The sequence below is a fragment of the Pygmaiobacter massiliensis genome (assembly GCF_900199435.1).
In the GTDB taxonomy this organism is placed as follows: Bacteria; Bacillota; Clostridia; order Oscillospirales; family Ruminococcaceae; genus Pygmaiobacter; species Pygmaiobacter massiliensis.
In genome coordinates this window covers 1,653,312-1,672,265 of record NZ_OAML01000003.1, presented here as the reverse complement: position 1 = coordinate 1,672,265, position 18,954 = coordinate 1,653,312, and the positions used below count along the sequence as shown (strand labels likewise).

At 47.4% G+C, this 18,954-nt stretch carries 20 protein-coding genes; 2 read left to right on the top strand and 18 right to left on the bottom strand.

The genetic code is table 11. The features are described 5' to 3' along the window. Window positions 1-83: 83 nt before the first annotated feature. The 13 genes from C1A11_RS12645 to C1A11_RS12585 all read right to left on the bottom strand — a co-directional run bounded on the left by C1A11_RS12645 (window position 84) and on the right by C1A11_RS12585 (window position 13,311). On the bottom strand, window positions 84-5,504 hold the full coding sequence (locus tag C1A11_RS12645) for a DUF8195 domain-containing protein (protein WP_102050803.1): 5,421 nt from the start codon (window positions 5,502-5,504) through the stop codon (window positions 84-86). A gap of 15 nt (window positions 5,505-5,519) precedes the next feature. Then, complete coding sequence (locus tag C1A11_RS12640) at window positions 5,520-5,732, bottom strand: hypothetical protein (RefSeq protein ID WP_102050802.1); 213 nt, start codon at window positions 5,730-5,732, stop codon at window positions 5,520-5,522. 72 nt (window positions 5,733-5,804) lie between these two features. Continuing rightward, entirely contained in the window at window positions 5,805-6,374 is a 570-nt protein-coding gene (locus C1A11_RS13720) for a hypothetical protein (protein ID WP_145995765.1), read from the bottom strand. Between the two features lie 88 nt (window positions 6,375-6,462). Continuing rightward, entirely contained in the window at window positions 6,463-6,735 is a 273-nt protein-coding gene (locus C1A11_RS12630; protein ID WP_102050800.1) for a hypothetical protein, read from the bottom strand. 48 nt (window positions 6,736-6,783) lie between these two features. Then, window positions 6,784-7,305: a hypothetical protein gene (locus C1A11_RS12625; RefSeq protein WP_102050799.1), complete on the bottom strand. Its 522-nt coding sequence runs from the start codon at window positions 7,303-7,305 to the stop codon at window positions 6,784-6,786. Between the two features lie 21 nt (window positions 7,306-7,326). After that, window positions 7,327-7,791, bottom strand: coding sequence for a single-stranded DNA-binding protein (locus tag C1A11_RS12620; RefSeq protein ID WP_102050798.1), 465 nt, complete (start codon window positions 7,789-7,791; stop codon window positions 7,327-7,329). An 89-nt stretch (window positions 7,792-7,880) separates the two neighbouring features. Beyond that, window positions 7,881-8,576, bottom strand: a complete 696-nt coding sequence (locus C1A11_RS12615; RefSeq protein WP_102050797.1) for a hypothetical protein — start codon at window positions 8,574-8,576, stop codon at window positions 7,881-7,883. Window positions 8,577-8,695: 119 nt separating this feature from the next. After that, window positions 8,696-9,397 (bottom strand): hypothetical protein, encoded by a 702-nt coding sequence (locus tag C1A11_RS12610; RefSeq protein WP_145995764.1) that lies wholly within the window; start codon window positions 9,395-9,397, stop codon window positions 8,696-8,698. A gap of 144 nt (window positions 9,398-9,541) precedes the next feature. Next, window positions 9,542-9,949, bottom strand: a complete 408-nt coding sequence (locus C1A11_RS12605) for a DUF4320 family protein (RefSeq protein ID WP_102050795.1) — start codon at window positions 9,947-9,949, stop codon at window positions 9,542-9,544. A gap of 10 nt (window positions 9,950-9,959) precedes the next feature. Then, window positions 9,960-10,835: a type II secretion system F family protein gene (locus C1A11_RS12600; protein ID WP_102050794.1), complete on the bottom strand. Its 876-nt coding sequence runs from the start codon at window positions 10,833-10,835 to the stop codon at window positions 9,960-9,962. After that, window positions 10,832-11,749 (bottom strand): type II secretion system F family protein, encoded by a 918-nt coding sequence (locus C1A11_RS12595; protein WP_102050793.1) that lies wholly within the window; start codon window positions 11,747-11,749, stop codon window positions 10,832-10,834. Before C1A11_RS12595 ends, C1A11_RS12600 begins: the two co-directional genes overlap by 4 nt. A gap of 1 nt (window position 11,750) precedes the next feature. Then, on the bottom strand, window positions 11,751-13,055 hold the full coding sequence (locus C1A11_RS12590) for a CpaF/VirB11 family protein (RefSeq protein ID WP_180950356.1): 1,305 nt from the start codon (window positions 13,053-13,055) through the stop codon (window positions 11,751-11,753). Continuing rightward, window positions 13,036-13,311, bottom strand: a complete 276-nt coding sequence (locus tag C1A11_RS12585; protein WP_102050791.1) for a septation protein SpoVG family protein — start codon at window positions 13,309-13,311, stop codon at window positions 13,036-13,038. Before C1A11_RS12585 ends, C1A11_RS12590 begins: the two co-directional genes overlap by 20 nt. Before the next feature lie 90 nt (window positions 13,312-13,401). Between C1A11_RS12585 and C1A11_RS12580 the strand changes: the two genes are divergently transcribed. Further along, window positions 13,402-13,641: a hypothetical protein gene (locus C1A11_RS12580; protein ID WP_102050790.1), complete on the top strand. Its 240-nt coding sequence runs from the start codon at window positions 13,402-13,404 to the stop codon at window positions 13,639-13,641. Window positions 13,642-13,677: 36 nt separating this feature from the next. After that, entirely contained in the window at window positions 13,678-13,917 is a 240-nt protein-coding gene (locus C1A11_RS12575) for a hypothetical protein (RefSeq protein ID WP_102050789.1), read from the top strand. Between the two features lie 59 nt (window positions 13,918-13,976). On the opposite strand, the gene C1A11_RS12570 is transcribed toward C1A11_RS12575, so the two are convergent. The 5 genes from C1A11_RS12570 to C1A11_RS12550 all read right to left on the bottom strand — a co-directional run bounded on the left by C1A11_RS12570 (window position 13,977) and on the right by C1A11_RS12550 (window position 18,711). After that, on the bottom strand, window positions 13,977-14,891 hold the full coding sequence (locus C1A11_RS12570) for a ParB/RepB/Spo0J family partition protein (RefSeq protein ID WP_102050788.1): 915 nt from the start codon (window positions 14,889-14,891) through the stop codon (window positions 13,977-13,979). A 3-nt stretch (window positions 14,892-14,894) separates the two neighbouring features. Next, window positions 14,895-15,665, bottom strand: a complete 771-nt coding sequence (locus C1A11_RS12565) for a ParA family protein (RefSeq protein WP_102050787.1) — start codon at window positions 15,663-15,665, stop codon at window positions 14,895-14,897. A 97-nt stretch (window positions 15,666-15,762) separates the two neighbouring features. Then, window positions 15,763-16,095, bottom strand: coding sequence for a hypothetical protein (locus tag C1A11_RS12560; protein WP_102050786.1), 333 nt, complete (start codon window positions 16,093-16,095; stop codon window positions 15,763-15,765). 170 nt (window positions 16,096-16,265) lie between these two features. After that, window positions 16,266-17,432, bottom strand: a complete 1,167-nt coding sequence (locus tag C1A11_RS12555; RefSeq protein ID WP_102050785.1) for a hypothetical protein — start codon at window positions 17,430-17,432, stop codon at window positions 16,266-16,268. A gap of 52 nt (window positions 17,433-17,484) precedes the next feature. Continuing rightward, on the bottom strand, window positions 17,485-18,711 hold the full coding sequence (locus tag C1A11_RS12550) for a tyrosine-type recombinase/integrase (protein WP_180950355.1): 1,227 nt from the start codon (window positions 18,709-18,711) through the stop codon (window positions 17,485-17,487). Window positions 18,712-18,954 lie beyond the last annotated feature (243 nt).

The following is an 18,954-nucleotide window of genomic DNA, read 5'->3' as shown; positions in this document are numbered from 1 at the left end:
TCCTTTATAATAAAGATTTTAAAAATAAAAGCCGGGACAAATTGTCCCGGCCTTGCGGATAAGGGTATAAAGTTGAGCTGCCACTATTCGCCCTTTGCAACGTACCAATCATCATGCACGCTGCCTTGAATGGTAATCGTATCGCTCACAGCCTGTTTCAGCTCGCCTACTGGTGTCCACATATCCCGCACGGTTACAAAAACCTTGTACGGTTTGTCCGGGTACCAGAGGGGCGTAAAATGCACTCTTGCAATTGTCTGGCTCCAAGGATTCTCTTTCAGCTCAAAGCTCGCTGTCGGGCTGCTGTCCGGGCTGGTGCGCTCCAGCAGCCGCCAGTAATCTTTGTACCGACTTTCGGGGAAATAGCCAACTACTGTTTGAGGCATCAGCACATCGGTATTCTTAGCCCCTCCGGCGGGCACTGACATCGTAATACCGTAGCCGGATTTCATGTTCTTGCCCTCTGCGGTCGGCACCCGCGCATCTGGCTGCACGTTAAGCCCGGCCCGCAGCGTTTCGTGATGCTCATGCTCTGTATAAACCCAGTCACCGCCCACATTCTCGCAGGTGTAAGAGATCCATTCGTGCTGCGTCACATTTGCAAAGGTCGGTGTCACCGGCACAACAAAACTGTCGTTTCGGTCTGTTGCTTTTGGGTCTGGTGGTGTGTTCTCTTTCAGCTCCACCACCTTTGCGTTAATCGTTACGGTGTCAGCCATCAAATTAGAGCTGGTCGTAATGTCTACCCGCAACGCACCCGGTGTTGTAGGCACTCGGTACTTAATGTAAGCACGCTGCGTCGCACCGGCTGGCAAACATACGTCTGCGTAAGTGTGTGTCGATACCCTGCCATCGGGTGCAGTCACCCGGAAAGTCACGCTGGCCGGGCTGCTGGGATTGATTGCAGACAGCGCAGAAACACCGCACGAAATCAGCACATCGGTATCGGTGCGGTACTCGGCTTCTTTTACGGTATCGGTTGGAATATCTCCGGGCTTTACGCCGGTTAGCGTATCTTTTGCCCTGGCCGACCGCGCTGTGTGCATTGGCCGGTTATCGTCTACTACATATTCCACTACAAAGCCGTTCGCGTTGGAGCTGTTCGAGGTGAACGACACGCTTCGGCTGCCGTTGAATACACCGATGTTATCTCGCAGCCATTGTTCCGTAGGCAGCGACAATCCGCGAGCCTCAAAGCTCTCGGTGAGGTCAACCACCTCCAGGTGATAGAGCTGCCCGCCCACGCCCGAACCTCTGTCCGGGCCGTTGCCATTCGTCTGCGTCACCATCGACTGCCAGCCGGTGCCGCCAGTCCATCGGGCTATCGTGTTCAAGTGTGCCGGGCCAATATTCCAGTAGCTTTCTATCCGATGGCCGAAAGGTGTACTCAATACCATGTTGCCGTTGCTGTCGCCAAATTCGCCGGTCATGCCGTAAATCCAGTAAGCGTGCCCGGACTGCAAGTAAACGTTGTGCCGCGCCACCGTATCGGTGCCAGCGCTACCGGGAGCCAGCAGCAGAAGGCCGGTATATCCCTGGTTGTTGTTGTCGCTCTCTGGTGTGTGGCCGAACAATCGGCCTTGCGTGATAACCCAGCCGCCTAGATTGGAGCCGTTAAACTCAATCATGTCAGTAAGGGTCACGGCTGCGCTCTGGTTGTTGAGTGCGGTGCGCCAAAGTCCATCTGGCCGCATCTGCACATATGGGTGATTCCAGTCTTGCAGCCGTTGATACCCGATGCCCCCGCCATCAATCCACCACCAGCCGGGGCGGCCAAAGGCGTAGTTGGCATCGGCGGTCATGCCGAGCCAGGCATATTGATTACCGACCAGACGATGCACCAGATTGTTTGCTGAATCGCTGCGCACCGTGGCAAGTCGGCCACTCGCTTGCAGCGCCGTATTGTATCGGCCACGCGCAGCATTGTAGCTCTGCGTCCAGGTAACCCCTGCGCTTGGCACATATTCGTAATAGTTGCCGGAATAGGGGTCAACGTCACCGGCTGCCCGGTCACTGGCAACCGACCATTGCAGGTTTGCTGTGCCGGTACTTACAACGAATTGCACCTGTCGCAGAAAGTCCCTGGCTGCGCGTGCAGTCAGCCCTATGTAACTGTTGTACACAAAGCCCTTTTGTCCGGGAATTTCTACCGTATCGGCCAGCCCTGCTGCCGACAACACGCGGTTGCCGTCCTGTCGGCTGTCCGGCGCAAACGAAACTTCCATGTTTCGGACACCCTCCGGCGCATATACCTGCAAATTCGGATAGGTATAAATTTTGGTCTTACCATCTGCGCTAACGTGTGCAATCGGTTTGCCAGGCTGAATATCCACCTTGTAGGTGATGGTAATATCTGCGCTGTTCGAGTAAACCGTAGCTGCATTGGTGGTTGCCTTGGCTCTGAAATAGAAGTGATTGCCGCCCAGGTCAAGCGCAGCCGGTGGATTGGTAAGCGTCAGCTCGGTATTCACAGTGTAGGTATTCGCCTCAATCGTGGACGATGGCGACACGGTGACGCTCTGCACATTGACATAGGGAAAGCTGCTCATGGGCTTGTAGGTATCGCGGGCATTGGTCTTAAATTCCCAGGATACGTCAATGCCAGGAGCCGGTGCGGTGTAGATGAACTGCGCTGTATATTTGTGCTTGCCGGGGATAACGTCGCCGCTGACTTCCAGGAGCGGCGAATTTTTCGGCTGTGTGCTGCACATCAGCAGCCGTGGCGTTACCGTCACTTTGCCGGTCGCGCCCGGTACGGCCACCTTATCGGTTTCAAAGCGCCGGTTTTTCTTTTTGTATTCCAGCACCGCACGGAACTCATAGCCGGTCACGTCGGTGCTTAGATTTTCCAGCCGCAGGTATGCGGTACTCTCATACCCATTGCTGCTTGTAGGCTGGCCCATGTACTCGCTGTAACTGACCCACGCTTTGTGACTGCCAATCAGTGGCGAACCTTCAACGTTCTCCCAGGTGCAGTCTGGCCCGCCACGGAATTGCCAGCGCACTTCTACTTCATCGGGCATCTGGCAATCTGGTGAGAAGTAAAGTGGTGCGCCGTGGTAATATCCGCATTTCTCTGAACCATGCAGCTTGCGGTAATAGGTGAAGTTTGCGACCAGGTCAACGGTGTCACCTTCCCAGCCGGAAACGTCCTGAATGGGTTCCAGCTTGTAAGGCCGTTCCAGCACCCGGAGTAATCCGGCTGCTTTGGCGGTCTTGGCATCGAAAGAATTGTAGGTGTTGCCGTCCAGCACAAAGACCACACGAAACTGCATTTTGTCCAGAGGGATTTGCGCATCTTTGATGGTCATGCGGGTTTCGACGTATGGGCTTGCCGCGTCAATGATTTCCGGCGGGGCAACGGCTGCGGAAAAATCGAGCGTGTCCGAAACGTTGCGCCAGTTGTCACCGGCTCCGGCGCGGTATTGCCAGGTAATGCGCTGGGGTATCACCGAGGAATTGATACCACCCACAAAAACCGCGTCGCTGTCCTCATACACTGTCTGGTTGGGCACCGGGCGCACCGTGTCGGATTCCAGCCGGAGCTGCACCGTTTCGTTTGCGTCCCAGGCGGTCGGCGCTACCTTCGCATATATGCTGCCGTATTCGGTTACTTCCTGCCCGGCAGCGTCAAAGACCTGTGCGGTCATTTTCACGCCGGTGCAGGGCAAGTTGCTTACAACGTATTTGCCCTCGCGGTTTACAGTGCAATCGTAGGTCTTGCCGTCCGAGCCGGTAATCTTGACGGTATAGCCGCCATATTCCACGCTGCTGTCTGTGCCGAAAAGCTGGCCCAGATGGCCTTCCACGCGCGCTGTGCCGGTCGTAATGCCCAGCGCACCGCTAATGAGATTAAAACCCCGGTCGGGCGACGTGCCCAGGTTCCAGCCGCCCGGATTCAGTCCCAGCACACCAGACTGCTGAAAGAGGGGCTTGCCGTTGGTTATGACCTTGTGTCCGGCAGCATCGAAATGCCCTCGGAAGTTTTCAATCGGTTTCCAATCTTCCGGCAGCGTTACGTCGTTAAGTAGGACATAGCAGCCGGTCAAGGGGTAGGTGTACCAATACGCCGGATTGCCGATTTTCGCCAGCTCTTCGGCTGATGAAATTCGGGTCACGGCATGAACCGTTTTATTGCCGCCCTGGCGGCTCTGGCACACGGCGCACGGCTCACGCTGCGAGAGGTACAAAATGGTGTTTGCCAGGATACGGCATTCATCTGTTTTTGCAGCAGTCAGATTATCTTTGCTGTGGCCTATCTGCATGAGGCCGAAGTTGCCGTTGGTAGTTAAGTAGAAATTGTTGGTGCCGGTCAGCCCAGCATTGCGGTCAGTGACGAGCTTGCCGCCGGTGCTGTTGGACGCAAAATCCAGCCACACCTTGCCATATGCAATTTGCTGGTTGGTATGGGTTGCACCCGCGTCCAACAGCTCACCTACGGCATATTTAGCACCATCGTGATAGGTGCTATATGGGTAGTTTGTGGGGCATCTTGCATCTACGTTGATAAGAGGGTCTCCGGGGCTAACTGCCTTAATTCTCAACGATGATATTGTGTTCTCTTTGCCGTGGTCGCCATACAAAGTGCTTTTGTCGTGCCAATCGCCAATGTTAAGAATCAGCGACGCTGCTTCGTATGGGCTGGCTTCGGTGTATAGCTTATTGACACCCATGAGCCAGTTCATGTTCCAGTGGCCGTTGTTGTTGGTGTTCAGCTCATACATTGGGGTGGTCGTGCTGTTGGGGTCGGGCTGGTAATTGGGGTCGGGATTCACACCGCCATATCCGTATATGGTATCGTGGCCGACTAGAAATCCGTAACCCTCCTGGATATACCGTTTGAGTGCCCAGGCGGCTGCTCCCGACAAGTCCGGCTCTGCATCGGTGTATGCACCGATTGCCACTAGGTCGTAAATGTAATTGCCTTCTGCGTCGGTAAGGTAGTTGTTGGGCACTTTATTGAAGGCCGCAATGTCCACTTTCGCCATATGGATATTTATATTTTCATTCGTTCCCACCAGATAGCCATTTTCATTCGTAATGCTGGAAATGTAAAAACCATAGAAACTGTTTCCTGTATCAGCAGAAAAAGCATTAAGAACCTTAATGCTTCTTTTATACGGTTCTTGCAGTTGCGAATACTCCGGGATTTGAATTACCGTGCCAGGGCCGGAAGTCCCTTTGGTGCGAAAATACACGTTTTTTCCGTACCAAGCAGAAGCAACCTGCAACTTGTGCCCTTCAACCAAAGCTGGGGCCGCGTATTTACTGCCGTCTGGTCTAGTACCCACTTTGTTGAGCGTTGTCCAATAGGGGTTATTTGCTGCCGCGCAGCCCTGCTCGTTGTACGTTACTTCGGTAATATACTCCATGCCAGTGTTTAACCCCTCAATCCATTGCTGGTCGGCAGAGAGTGACGGCCCCGCAGCGTGCGGCTGAATCACCGGCAAGCTAACGGCTAGAACCAGGGCGGCAAGGGCTGAAAGTGCTTTTTTGAATCGCAATTGGTTTCCTCCTTTCTACATTGTGGATATTAATAATAAGTGTGGAAGATAGAGCGCTAATATACTGATGAGAAAAATGACTCCATAGCATACAGCCAAAAGTAAACACAACTTTAATTTCTGACAGGCACCATTGGCGTCGCTGGCCATTAAATCAAGTGCGGCCCAAAAAGCCAAGAATACTATCCCAACGCAAAAAATACGGAAGGTTGCTTCGATGATTGTCATTGTCATACCTCTTATTTTTCTGCAAAAGAAAAAGCACTGATGAAATATCAGTGCTTTTTGCTATCTTTTTTGTTAAGACAAATCACCCAAATCTTGCGCTCCGTCGTCACCGCTCATATCCACTGTGGGAGAGTAATGCGAACCACATACCGGGCAGACACCGGCATCAGTGCCGTTGCCGTGGTAGTGCTGCGGAGCCGGGGGTGCTGGGGTGGGAGCCGGGGGCGCGGGTGTAGGTGCGGGCGGTGCTGGGGGTGCTGCGGTCGGTGCAGGTGCGACCGGGGCAGCAGTCGGTGCAGGTGCAGCCGGTGCCTGGGTCGGTTTCGCTACCGGCTTCTCTGCGGGCTTTGCGGTTGCTTTCGGGGACGGTGCCTGGGTCGGCTTCGCTGCCGGTTTCTCGGTAGGCTTTGCCGTAGCTGCCGCCTGGGCAGTAGAAGAGGCTGCACTCTCTTTTATTGGTTTGCTGGTTGCCGGGGTGCTGCTCGCTGCGCTGGCAGCCTCGCTGCTGCTTGCCACGGCACTTGCCACCGGCAGCTCTTGCTTTACACTATGCTGCGCTACTGCGGCGGCTGCGCCAATCACTAAGACTGTGGCTGCAAGGATACCGGTGCAAAGCGCGTACTTTTTCTGTTTGTATGTCATTCCATTCACTCCTTTATTTTCCTACCATTCGCTTACCCTCATTATAGGGCGCGGCTGCGTAGAGTGTCAATGTGCTTCTCGCCTAATGTTACTCACATTTTTTTGGTGCTTGCGAGGGCTGGAACAATTTGTCCCAACCTTCTCCCTGTAAATTACCGTTCCCCATTCTTTTCATTATCTGCTTTTGATTTTCTAAAATCTCGTCGCATTTGCTCTCCAACTCCTTAGAAACAATCGCTGACAGGTACTCTGTCAGCTTTTCTTTCGCCATAGTCCAGAAGCCGGGAATTATAATCAAGAGCCATATTAGGGCCAGGCACACATAAAATATAACGTAGAGCCAAAAGTTTACGCTTTCCAATCTCTCACGTTCCTTTCTAAGAGGGCTGGGACCATTGGTCCCGGCCCTTTAAAATTTCATCTTGTTTTCAGCAGTTGCCTTAATTGGGATTGTGATGGGCCGCTCTTCCATTAATGGGTATTTGACCGGGATAACAAGGTTAAGGCTCATAGTTGCCTTTATCCCCTTGCTGCTATTTAAAAACTCGGTGTTCTCCACTGTAAGCTGGATTGTATCAAGCCGGTATAGCTCTGCACCGGCTGCGCTGCGTTTCACCAGGGCGGTGCCTTCCGGGATAAGATGTAGCATTTCTGTAATTTGGTTTGCTGGGTCGATGTTTTCTACTGCCGGGTTCCAGTCAAACTGCTTTTCATATGCGCCGGTGTATCCTTCGCGCTTTGAAGGATACGTTTCTTCACTGTTTTGTGTAATGGCATTCAAGGCTACCTTTTGCATGGCTGCCTTCACGCTGCGGCCTGTCGTTATCATCGTGCTATTTTGATAAATCACAGCGACCAGAGCAAGGATAAAAAAAATTCCCACTATGAAAAGTGGCATTGCTGAACCATCATTCTTTTTTAATGCCTTCATTAAATCCCTCCCTGCTGGAGCTTAAAACGGCAAGTCTTCGTTGTCTGTCACAACAGCAAACTCTTCTGTCGAACCCTGTGAGAAAACAGGTGCTGTTGGAGCTGCTGCGTTACCAGGCTGCGGCTCTCCGTTTTCGGCATTTGTGTTGGCGTGACTGGTTGATGTGTTTTTGGAGCCAGCAAAAAACACGTTGTCGGCCAGGATTTCAAACGCCTTGCGTTTGTTGCCTTCCTTGTCCTCGTAGGTTCGGGTCTGAATACTGCCCTGCACTGCCATCATGGAGCCTTTCTGAAAATACTTACATACAAACTCTGCCGTGTTTCTCCATGCCACAATGTCAATAAAGTCTGTCTGACGTTCAGATCCAGCCTTTACGAAATTGCGGTCAACGGCAAGGGTAAAAGTAGTAACCGATACGCCGTTAGGAGTACGCCGAAGTTCGGGGTCTGCTACCAGGCGGCCAAGAAGTGATACAACGTTCAACATTTTATTTCATTTCCTTCCTGAAATTAATAAAAAAGAGTAGGATTTAAATCCTACTCTTTTAAATGATTATATATGGCAATACTTATTTATCATAAGTTCATCTTTTCTTTTATCCTTTTATTATCAAAATATTTTCCTATTGCGGTACCAAATGTAATAATAATAACCACTCCAAGAAATCCCCACACATTCTGAAAATGCCAAGCAATAGGCATAAAGAGACCTATTGCACTTAGAACTGTACAAACCTTGGAAAATATCGTCGCTTTTATTTGAGAAACATTCTCCTTGTCTTGGCGGCTTCTTATATAGCTAACGACCATCGATAGAGGACTACTCCATAATATAATACAAACTGCAATAACTAAGGCCATTGGAACATTCCAGTCATGCATACTTCTGAGTGTCAAAACATTATACAAAAAGCACAACACAATCGCCATGCTTAATTCCACTTTGCAGGCGTGCTTTTGAATATTAGGATTTATCCGGCCTACAGAGGTTATCCCTTCTGTTTTTGGTTCTACCAATAATAATAAATTTTTATGTTCCATTAAATGAATGCGCCTACAGTTCATGCTCTGAAGATTTGGTAAATCTTCAGAGCCACCGAAAATATACATACTAGTTTCAGAAGGCTTCCGTAGAGAAAAGATATCAAAAACGGTTCCATTAAACCATAACTCCCAGCCAAATCGTAATTTTTCGTTATAGTAATTATAAATTTCCTGATCGGTAAGCCAGCCTCTAGGACGTATAGAAATGCTAACATTAAAAATTCTCATAGGACACATGTCTCCTTTACTAAAAATGCTGAAATAGGGTAATTTTAAAAGGAGGCCTTTGCATTCATCTGGCAAAGACCTCCTTTTTAAGGATAACATCCTCTACGCTTGTTTAAATATTAGCCACCTACCGCTTCGTATCGATGCGTATAGGACTTTGTAGTCGCTCCGTATTTTTCAGTTGTCTTGCTATGATAGCAGTGACAATAATACACGCCGTCATGAACAAAATGCACTAAATATGTAGTGGCATTAACCGTTACCTGATCCGGCAACTGCCTGAAAGCATTGGCAGCAATCGCTCCAGCAACCACACCGGCTAAATCAGCCATTACACTATTTCTTGTCAGGCGCAGCGCGATAGCACCCGTGGCTATAGTAATCGAACCCGAAATAATATCTTGAGCTAACTGGTTTCTTGTTATAGTTACCGAATTAGCTGCTAAATAAGTATGTTTAAAAATGCTGGAATCTTCTACGTTTACAGCTCGAGCAAATAAGCCAGTCCTCTCTTTTTCAATTTTTCCAGCTTGAGCCATAGCATAAAACGAACTATAATCCACATCGCTATCGATTACTTCTTTTACGCCACCTTGCTCAATTACCAGTGCGCTAGATCCATCTGGCTTTACCGTGCGCTGGCTTCGCCATAAAATTTCACCTTGGTTCATCCACTTGGCATTTTCAACAACTACATTGCCGTCCATGACATACTCACAGTGCATACCATCAGAAGTATCCCCTACCATTGCTGCCGAAACTGGAACGACAAGCGTAAAAATGATTGCGAGCGTTAATCCAATTGCTAAAAACCTTTTCATAAAAGCCTCCTTCATTTTCAACATAAAGGTGTTGACTAACGAACCGATTCCTTTGCACGTGCTCTAGTTTATCCTAACTTTAACATTTATTTCAATAACTGTCAATGGGTGAAATACACATTAACATTTTAATAGATTTTTGTGCTATTTGTAGTATTTTTCACTTGTACCCGACTGCCTGGAATGAATCGGTACGCTGATAGAAGCGAAGGTATAAAATCCGATGTCTGCGGAGCTAACAAGCTCCAGCTTAATATCATGGCCGAGTTGAACCTCTCCAGCTGCATTCAGCCAGTCCGTGCCTTCAAAAGAAGCGGTGAAGTCGATTCCTGTTTCTGCCTTCAACTCGTCCACTTTCATCTGCAAGTGTGTGCCGGTGTTGCCGCGCAGCTCTGCAAGCCGCATGATTTTCTCGGCTGCATCGTCCAGCTTTTGCTTTTGAGTGAACGCCGGTAAAATAGCAAGCGCAAAAGCAATGCAGAGCATGAAACATAAAAAGACTACTAAAAATTCAATGAGGACACTGCCTCGGTTGTTTTTCAAATGCTTCATGTTATTCTCCTTAATACAGAGGTCGGGAGCTGATGAAGATATAAATACTTAGCACCCCGATAAAGAGCATTACAATACTGCCCAGCAAAGCTACGGAACAAGCATTTATCTTCGGCACACACTTTTGTGCTTTTAATTTCATGTTCTTTAGCTCCAGCTGTTTTAAATCGTAACCAAGCATCTTAAAGTAGGTTCTCACATCGTTGCCTCGTACAGCGTCAATCAAACCTCTCACAACGTCATTCATTACAGAAGAGTTGACGCGCGTTCCCAGGCGGGTCAGTGCCGTTTCGTAAGTGCCACTCTCCATATCTGCAACTGTTATTGCAAGTTCCTTGCCTAGTGCTGGGCCTGCCGTTGGAATGTACTCTCGCAGCATACGCAAAATATCGCGGCTACCTGCCAGTTCTGCCAGTATCGTATGAACAAAACCGGCAAGCTCATTTTCAATCTCTGTTTTGTAATCTTGCGTCAGCCTATCAATTTTTTTCTTTTCTGCATCGTATACCCATAAAGGCCCGACAAGCGCGATTACCATAACCGGCTTTGCCACCAGCGATGCAAGCGCAGCCACTAAAAACAGAACAACAGCTCTTACCATGCACTGGCTAAGATACAGTCGTGCCGATACTTTGCTATTGCAACTATCAAGCGATTGCTGCACCTTCTCCAGTTGATGCTCCGAAAATGGAAAGTGTTTGGATATTGGCTGCGCTAGTCGGTCTAGGAAATTCGAGAAAGTAGACTGTTCCGATTTTCGCTTATCTTTCAGCACACGGCGTACTGCACTAGACACGCGCCGGGTGGGCATTCCTGTGATTTCGCAAAGAAAAAAGAAAAGGCCGAGGGCAACCAATACCCCGGCACCAATAAAACAGATTTTCATTTGATTCTCCCCTCTTTTGCTGTAACCGGCTGCATGGCGTTAATCGCAATAAAAAACGTCACAACAATCACCGTGAAGAGCAGTGCGAGTAGAACCTTGCCGAATATTGTACCAAACAAGACGTACCCCCAATCCCTGTTTAGGAACCACACCATTGCTGGTGACAGCACAGCTGCAACTAACATAATCCAGTAGGTACGCTTCGGGCCTGCCATAATAACTTCCGTTTCAGCGGCAATCGTTCGCGCATCGCTAAACTTTTGCAAAATCGGTGGCAGTGTCTTTTTTAGATTGTGGTCGGACTGGCACCGCACCACTGCATCTATCCATTCGTAGAAAATAACATTGTGTACGGTTTGCTTCATTGCCAGAAGCGCGTTTTCCACCCTGCTATCAATGAGCGTCGCTTGAACAACAAAGAGCCGAAACACCTGGTTCACAGGCGGCTTGATGAAAGGAATGTTTTCCTGCACTGCACTCAAAATTGTGTTATTCCCGCGCAGGTATGAGGTGGTGATGCTGTTAAGCGCAGCCTCCAGCTCTTCAGACATTCTTTTTTCTTGCTCCTGCCAGCGCATTTTGACCACAATAAACGGCGTGACTGCACACACTGCAACGACAACCGGCACCAGGAACAAATTATTGAACAGGCTGCACACTGCAATGCCACAAATAGAAAGGCCAACGCTCGCGCCCCACACAGCTACCATTGCCCCCTGCAACCCTTGCACCGCTAAAATCTGCTGCACGTCACGCACTAGGGAGCCAGCAAACCCTTTGCGGGGTTTTGCTTTCGCCGCTTTGACTTTCTGCCGCAGCTTCTTGGTTCTGCTTCTTCTCTCAAAATCTTGCTGGGAAAAGCCGAACAGAAGCAACAGCCCAATGGCTAATAATAAAAAGACGAGAAGTTCCATGTTATCCTTCCTTTCCAAAAATCGTGTCTATCCAGTGCTGTTCCATGCCTTTGCGTAGGACGAGCTTACGCAAAGATTCGCTCGGTGGATTTACTTTTTTAAAGTCACCATACACTTTTGTCTGGCCGCCTTCTTTGACGTTTTTCAAAATCTCAAACTCAAACAGCGTAGTGAGTTTCGCGCTGCCGTCTGGCTGCCGAACCGCTTCGGTGATTTCCAGAATCCTGCGCCGGTGGTCTTCTGTGCAATCCATATACGCCACAATTGGAAATGCTTGCTGCACTTGGCGCAATAAAAAACCGTCGTCCATATTGGGATACCGCATTTTGCACAGGGACACAAGCCGAAGATAAACAAGCTCTGGCGACTGTGTATGCAGCGTAGTCAAAACCGCGTGGCCTGTATTTGCTGCGTTTACCGCTTGCATTGCTTCTTCGCCTTTGCTCTCGCCAACCGAAATATAATCGGGGTTCATTGTCATAAAGGTTTCAACCAGCTTGGCTTGCGTAATGTCCTGCTCCTTGTCGCTAGAACGACGCGCAGAGAAGTGTACTACATTGTTTAGCACCTTGCCAGTGGCGGGGTCACGTTTCACGCAGAAGAAGTCCCGCGTGCCTTCTTCAATGGTGAGTATTCGTTTGTTGTCGGGCAGTTGCTTAATAACCCACCCCATCAGTGTTGATTTCCCCGAATCCGTAGCACCGGCAATACACATCGAAACACCGTGGCTATGAAGCTGCACCAGAGTATCGAGCATTTCTTCTGTGCCGGTACCGTTTGCAATAAAGTCTTGCTTTTGCAGATTTTTTGCATTGACTTTACGAATCGAAACGGCCACGGCAGTTTCTTTGTCCAGCACATCGTAGCCGGTGGCCGTAATGCGGATATTGCCCGGCAGGTGTCCAACCTGGATACATTTAGCGTTATCCCATATCATATTGCTTTCGCTCAACACTCGCTTTGTAACAGCTTGGGCGTGGGCTGGCGTATGAAAGTGTTCTTCTGCACATTTGATATTTCCGTCGGCATATTTGACTTTCACATCGTCCCATGCGTTGATATTGATTTCCTCGACCTCTGGGTCATCAAGGTATGCTGTTAAAAACGAGTACCGGGTCATTTCGTTCACGAGCCGGTCAAGCACTTCACTCTGCTCCATATCTGGCACTGCAATTTGATTGACCTCTAAAAAATTCTCCAAATAACTTTTTATCAGTGCTGCATCGTTCTGTTCCAACACGGCTGCATAATTTTTGCTGATATGCTCCTGTGCTTTTTGAAAGACCTCATATAGCTCTTGCCGCATGATGTTCTCCTTTCTCTTCATATTCTTCAATCAACGTGCGCCGTAAAGACTTGCTTACTTCTGGCGCAGTAATCTTTACAATCTCATGGTAGCAATCTGCCGCTTTTCGGGTCGGCATTGACAGCCGATACCCGGACGGCAGTTTAAGCAGCTTAATGCCCTCGACCAATAGGCCCCCTTCAAACTGGACAGTTGCCAGAGCTTTGCAGGTACCTTTGGTATTGAGGCGCTGAAATTCTAAAATTTTGAAATTCATGTTATTCTCCAAATGAAATAGCACGGCAAAAACCGCCGCAGTGGATTTTCTTTTTTTGTAATGCTATACTGAGCCTACGGAGGGATTACCATGGGTTTCTTTTTAGGTATACTTAATATGCTTGCATTCATTATCATCTTAGGGGTTGGCCTTGCAACAATCGTGTTTGTTCCTATTTTGCTTTATGTAATTCCGTATTATTTTTGGCTAGCCAATCAGCAAAGCCGAGGCCGTTTAAAAGGCCGCGAAAAACATTCTCTTGTGAAACATTTAAAATATGCAACAAAACTGTACGCCTGTTGGCTTACTGGCAAAAAACCGACCGATTAATTTGTAATGCTACACTGAACTTACGGAGGAATTGCTATGGGTTTCTTTTTAGGCATACTTAACATGCTTGCATTCATTATCATTTTAGGCGTTGGCCTTGCAACAATCGTGTTTGTTCCGGCCCTAATTTATGCGGCTCCTTATTTTATTTGGCTTGGAAACGAGCAAAATCACGGACGTTTAAAAGAACGCGACAAGCACGGCGTCTTGCAGGATTTAAAATATGCAACAAAATTGTACGCCTACTGGCTTACTGGCAAAAAACCGACCGATTAAACGGCCGGTTTTTTATTGCTATTTTCAAAAGCACAAAGGCTGGGACCAATGGTCCCAACCTATCTTTCCAAATCCCTATTATAAAAGTCCAGAGCATTTACCACGGTTTCAATCATTTGCGCTGGCGTTTCTGCCTCTGAAAAAAAGTGCTGTACTTTTTCCATCGGCACTTTCAAAAACTCTTCTTTTTTCTTTTTTGCCTTTGTCGGTACAAGGATTTCACGGATCGTTTCTTCGGTCAAGCCTTGCTCTTTGTATTTGCTCACCAAAGCAGAAGCCCTGTTCAAATCGATTTTCGCAGTTGAGATTTCGTCCATAACCTCTAAAAGTGAATATTGTTCTTCATACGGTAACGACGCAATCGCTACACCTGCACGCATTGGCATCTGGTCTTCGTCTACCATGTCGAGCAACTCCGGCACCAGCTCGGTTAGTTTGATGTACCGATAAATTTCTTTGCGGTTCGTTCCCATCTGCGCTGCCACTGCCGACACGCTGGGACCATTGGTCCCAGCCTTTCGTTGCAAAGCCTCTACCTGCACCTTGTACGCCGCACCGCGTTCGCTGGGCAGCAATGTCTTGCGGTGGTAGAGGTTATCGCAAAAGATTAAATCCGCATCGGCATCATCTACATTTTCCACAATCGCCGGTATTTCTTCTAACCCTGCCAGCTTCGCCGCCGCACTGCGCCGGTGGCCGGAAAGAATTTCATACCGCATTCCTTTGGCTCGAACGTGGATAGGGTCAGTAACTCCAACCTCTCGAATATTCTCGGACAGTTCTTCCAGTTCTCGCATACCAAAGATATTTTGCTTCGGGTATGCGTCCAGCAAATCAATACGCAGCGTAACTATTTGCTTTCCGTCCGGGTTGCCGGTGGGGACAAATTGTCCCAGCATCGCTTTCATGGCAGTCATGGTTTCCCCTGCGGTAGCATTTGCCGATGATGGCATCAAGTTCATTTTTCCTGCCATTGCTTAAACCCCTCTTTCCAGCAGCTCTTCCACCACTGCCATGTATTCGCTACCGAGCTTGCTTTTCGGGCGAGATACCAGGCTGCGGTGTTCATAGGTGCTATTGGCAGCCTCTACCGACCGGCGAATCTTTGTGGCAAAAACATTGTCCTCGAACATTCCATGCAGCGCCTCTTCTACTGCTCGGCTCATATTGGTGTTGTCTGCCATTGTGAGCAATACGCCGCAAATAGCGAGTTGCGGATTGATTTGCGTTTTCACCATTTCAATGACCTGTGCAAGCTGTGCTAAACCGTCCAGGCTGAATTTTTGAGCTTGCACAGGAATCAGCACGGCATCGGAGGCAGTCAGCGCATTGGTAAGTAAAATCCCCAGCGACGGCAAGCAATCAATGAGAACATAGTCATATAACTGCACTTCCGGCGCGGAAAGGATACGCTTCAAAACCTGCTCACGGCACATGACCTGCGAAAGAAAAACGTCTGCACTGGAAAGCAAAATGCTGCTGGGAATGTAATCAACACCCTCAACGTTGTGCCGAATGGATTGCCCCACGTCTGTGCGCTGCATTGTTGCGGTTGCCATCATCAGCTCACTAATGGTGGGTAGATTGTCCTGTGCTTTATATCCGAGGTAATCCGACAGGTTGCTTTGCGGGTCGAAGTCGACGCAAAGAACCGATTTGCCTTTTCGCACCAATCCTGCGGCCAGGTTCATTGTGGTAGTGGTTTTGGCGACGCCGCCTTTCTGATTTGCGATAGAAATGATTTTCATGTTTTTGTCCTCCGATTCTTTTTCATTTTGTAAAAACAAAAGCTGGGACCATTGGTCCCAGCTCTCTTTTAAAATATCATTTTATTTTTGGTGAGTTTTATATTATCGCGCTTATAATGAATGCGACAAGCGCCACTACAACACATACCCATAGGAGACGCTCCGGCCATTTTGGAAGAGTTCCAAATTCCTCTTTCCCGGTATTTCTTGCTTTTCTGGTCATAACATACTTGAAAAATTCTTTGTTTTTGATGCGTAGAATTAATAAAAGCAAAATAGCTAGCAACAAAAAAACGATAACACCTATGCTTCCAACCCTACTTTCAAATCCAGAGAATTTGCCAAATGTGTTTAAAGCAACAAATCCTGAACTACAGCTTAGTGATACTACACTTGCTAAATAAACTCTCCAATCTACTTGGTCATACATTCTAGTACACCTCTCTTTGTTATTGGCTTGCATTTTAGCTGTTTATTCTTGGTTACCAAGGGTATTTGCGTACAGCATAGCATATACCATATTCAACTTCAATAAGGTGTAGATTGTTTTCACATTCACCTTTATAACAGCACGGTAGGAATTCTTGCCTTTGCACGGTTTCATTTAACATTCTTTTTAAATAAACGAAGTGCTCTGTTGTTTTCAGTATTGGAGTTTAAATCCAGCAACGTGCGGTAAGTATCATCTTCTCCGCAATATGTCCAGTAGTCAAATGCCACACCAGCAAAATAGATTTTTCTGTCTTTCAGCAACTCTTCAATTTCCGCTTTATCCACATCTGGCACAAAACTGAAACAATACATAAGGCTGCCATCGTCAGCCGCAAAAACCGGCTCCAGCTCGGCGCTCTCTTGCGGCTTCACGCCGGTACAAATAATTTTGTAGTCTTTCTCTAAGAATGACGTTGCATCGGAAATCTCGGTGAAAGAGCCATAATCCAATATCAGGTATTGAAATTCGTTTTTTGCATGAAGCAAGCTGTTTCGAGTACGGAACAAATCAAGCCCTTTCACCTTATAGTGTTCCGAGCAAAACTCTGGATTAGATGAATACGCTGACAACACTGATGTATCAGACATTTCAATCAGCGCCGCCTTATAGCCCGCAGCAACAAGAAATAAAAACATCTGCATAGCCTGTGTTGTGGTTCCTATCCGATTACCTGCTCCAGCAAATGCAATCGTAATTGCCTTCGCTGCTGGTTGGGCAATCGGTGGCTTAGGCAGCAAGCCTTTTTTTGCTGCTGCTCTGTTCACTTGTGCCGGTGCCTGGGGGTGCTGCTCTTCTATCGGTGTAGCCGCAGGGACAATCTCTTGAATTGTTGCCGGTGCTTGGTATGTTTCACAAGCCGAGGCCGGGCTGGGACCAATGGTCCCAGCCTCTAGGCCTTTCGGCTGTAAGAGGCGCTGCACCTCTTTTTTCAGCCAAAGGCCGGAGCTGGTAATCACATTGTTTTGCTCTATGCCTATGCTCACAATGTCCTTCACTACGCTGCCTTCCCGGTCGTAATCCTGCGCCAGCACTATAATAGTCGCCGTTGTGGTAGTCTTCAGCCTCTCAATTAAATCAATTACGGCCTCAACATTGCCATGTCGAATTGCATCGACTTCCACTATGATTTGCTCATAGGTTTGTTTGCTCTTCTCAACTTTCCGTTGCGCTGCGAAAGCATTGCTGACAGATAACTTTTCCAGCTCAAACAATTTGCGCCGGTTAATCTCTTCAAGAATTACATATGTTTCATTTGTCACAATTGCTGCAACCATTTCTGTATCCTCCTTTTAAATTAAAGGCTGGGACAAATTGTCTCAGCCCTTTTTAAGTCAATAATGCTTCTGCAATACAATATGAGTTTATCGCCTCTGCTTCTGCAATAAGTTGTCCATATAAATTTTCTGTAGTCGTAGGTCGAGCATGACCTAACCTTTTTGAAACCGAGACAATATCCACCCCTTTAAATATTAAAATTGATGCCATTGTATGGCGAAAAGCATGCGGATTAAGATGTTGTAACCCGTTGCGCTCTTGAAATCTTTTCAGCCATTTATTTAATGAATCTGGGTACATGGGTAATCCTGTTTTTTCGCTTAAGAACAGAAAATCCATACCTGAGATTGTTTGGGCAAATTCTATTTGATTTGTTTTTGCCAGCGTTTTTCTACGTTGCATGTAGCTTGCTCGCTTTTTTTGATATTGCCTTTTATATTGTTTCAAAAGAGCAATCGTTTGTTCGGGAAGATTAAGAAAGCGCACTTTTCTATTTTTCGGCGTTTCAAGATATAGATATTTTTGAGGTGAATAAAGTAAATTTTGAGATATTTTTACAACTCCTTGGGTAAGATTGATATTTTGCCAAGTAAGTGCTGCGATTTCACCTCTTCTACATCCTGTAATGCAAAGTAGATGAATGTACACGCGCCATTTTATATCTTCTTTTTCCGTTGCTTTTAGGATATTCTTTTCTACTATGGGTTGATAATAATTCACTTCTACTTGAACACTGCTAGGAGCTTCCGCTCGAATCATCGGATTGCTTTCTATGTATCCCATTCTATATGCAAACCGGAATATTGTACTACAGGTTTGGAAATGCCCTAATATGCTTTTTTGAGATAATCTTTGCGGCACTTGTATATCCGAAAATAGGTTTTCTAAGGATTTCCCAAGCGCGTCTGCTATTTTAGAGGCACTTTTACGACTGATTTTATTTCCTTGCAGTGCTGTCTCCACTGTTCTTAAACTAAGTCCTGAGAGCGTTGCCAGTTGAGCTTGTGTTACCCTTTCCTTTTTCAAACATGTTCTCAAGCACCTTTTAGATATAGCACCTGTAGAAACCCAGCTATCGGCTTCAGCAAGGTCGTCGAAGAATTGTTCAATATTCTCGTTTGTAATATTAGAAATGGGTTTTGAGCCAAATCTTTGATTTAAACGAATCAAATGATTCCTATAATATCTTTCAGTATTGTGTTTGATTTTGTTTCGCTTAATTTTTCTTGTAAGATAAAGTGACGATACTTCTTCAAAGGTTATACGTGATTCTTGCATGACTACTTTCTCTCCTGTAAAATGATATTTGCGAAATCTTTTGCGCTTTATCATTTTACAGGAAGGCATGAGTTTGGCAATTCACATCCGAGAGGTCGCGGGTTCGAGTCCCTCCGTCTCCACCAATTAATAGCCATTTAAGAATTTTCTTAGATGGCTATTTTCTTTTTTCCTGCCAATACCTCTTTCCATATAAATAAACACATCCCCAGCAAGCCTTATCCGTGGCAAATTGCTGGGGAT

Coding starts and splice junctions, on each gene's coding strand:
- C1A11_RS12640 (WP_102050802.1), bottom strand. CDS start 5,732: ATGACAATCATCGAAGCAACCTTCCGTATTTTTTGCGTTGGGATAGTA.
- C1A11_RS13720 (WP_145995765.1), bottom strand. CDS start 6,374: ATGACATACAAACAGAAAAAGTACGCGCTTTGCACCGGTATCCTTGCA.
- C1A11_RS12625 (WP_102050799.1), bottom strand. CDS start 7,305: ATGAAGGCATTAAAAAAGAATGATGGTTCAGCAATGCCACTTTTCATA.
- C1A11_RS12620 (WP_102050798.1), bottom strand. CDS start 7,791: ATGTTGAACGTTGTATCACTTCTTGGCCGCCTGGTAGCAGACCCCGAA.
- C1A11_RS12615 (WP_102050797.1), bottom strand. CDS start 8,576: ATGAGAATTTTTAATGTTAGCATTTCTATACGTCCTAGAGGCTGGCTT.
- C1A11_RS12610 (WP_145995764.1), bottom strand. CDS start 9,397: ATGAAAAGGTTTTTAGCAATTGGATTAACGCTCGCAATCATTTTTACG.
- C1A11_RS12605 (WP_102050795.1), bottom strand. CDS start 9,949: ATGAAGCATTTGAAAAACAACCGAGGCAGTGTCCTCATTGAATTTTTA.
- C1A11_RS12600 (WP_102050794.1), bottom strand. CDS start 10,835: ATGAAAATCTGTTTTATTGGTGCCGGGGTATTGGTTGCCCTCGGCCTT.
- C1A11_RS12595 (WP_102050793.1), bottom strand. CDS start 11,749: ATGGAACTTCTCGTCTTTTTATTATTAGCCATTGGGCTGTTGCTTCTG.
- C1A11_RS12590 (WP_180950356.1), bottom strand. CDS start 13,055: ATGCGGCAAGAGCTATATGAGGTCTTTCAAAAAGCACAGGAGCATATC.
- C1A11_RS12585 (WP_102050791.1), bottom strand. CDS start 13,311: ATGAATTTCAAAATTTTAGAATTTCAGCGCCTCAATACCAAAGGTACC.
- C1A11_RS12580 (WP_102050790.1), top strand. CDS start 13,402: ATGGGTTTCTTTTTAGGTATACTTAATATGCTTGCATTCATTATCATC.
- C1A11_RS12575 (WP_102050789.1), top strand. CDS start 13,678: ATGGGTTTCTTTTTAGGCATACTTAACATGCTTGCATTCATTATCATT.
- C1A11_RS12570 (WP_102050788.1), bottom strand. CDS start 14,891: ATGGCAGGAAAAATGAACTTGATGCCATCATCGGCAAATGCTACCGCA.
- C1A11_RS12565 (WP_102050787.1), bottom strand. CDS start 15,665: ATGAAAATCATTTCTATCGCAAATCAGAAAGGCGGCGTCGCCAAAACC.
- C1A11_RS12560 (WP_102050786.1), bottom strand. CDS start 16,095: ATGTATGACCAAGTAGATTGGAGAGTTTATTTAGCAAGTGTAGTATCA.
- C1A11_RS12555 (WP_102050785.1), bottom strand. CDS start 17,432: ATGGTTGCAGCAATTGTGACAAATGAAACATATGTAATTCTTGAAGAG.
- C1A11_RS12550 (WP_180950355.1), bottom strand. CDS start 18,711: ATGCAAGAATCACGTATAACCTTTGAAGAAGTATCGTCACTTTATCTT.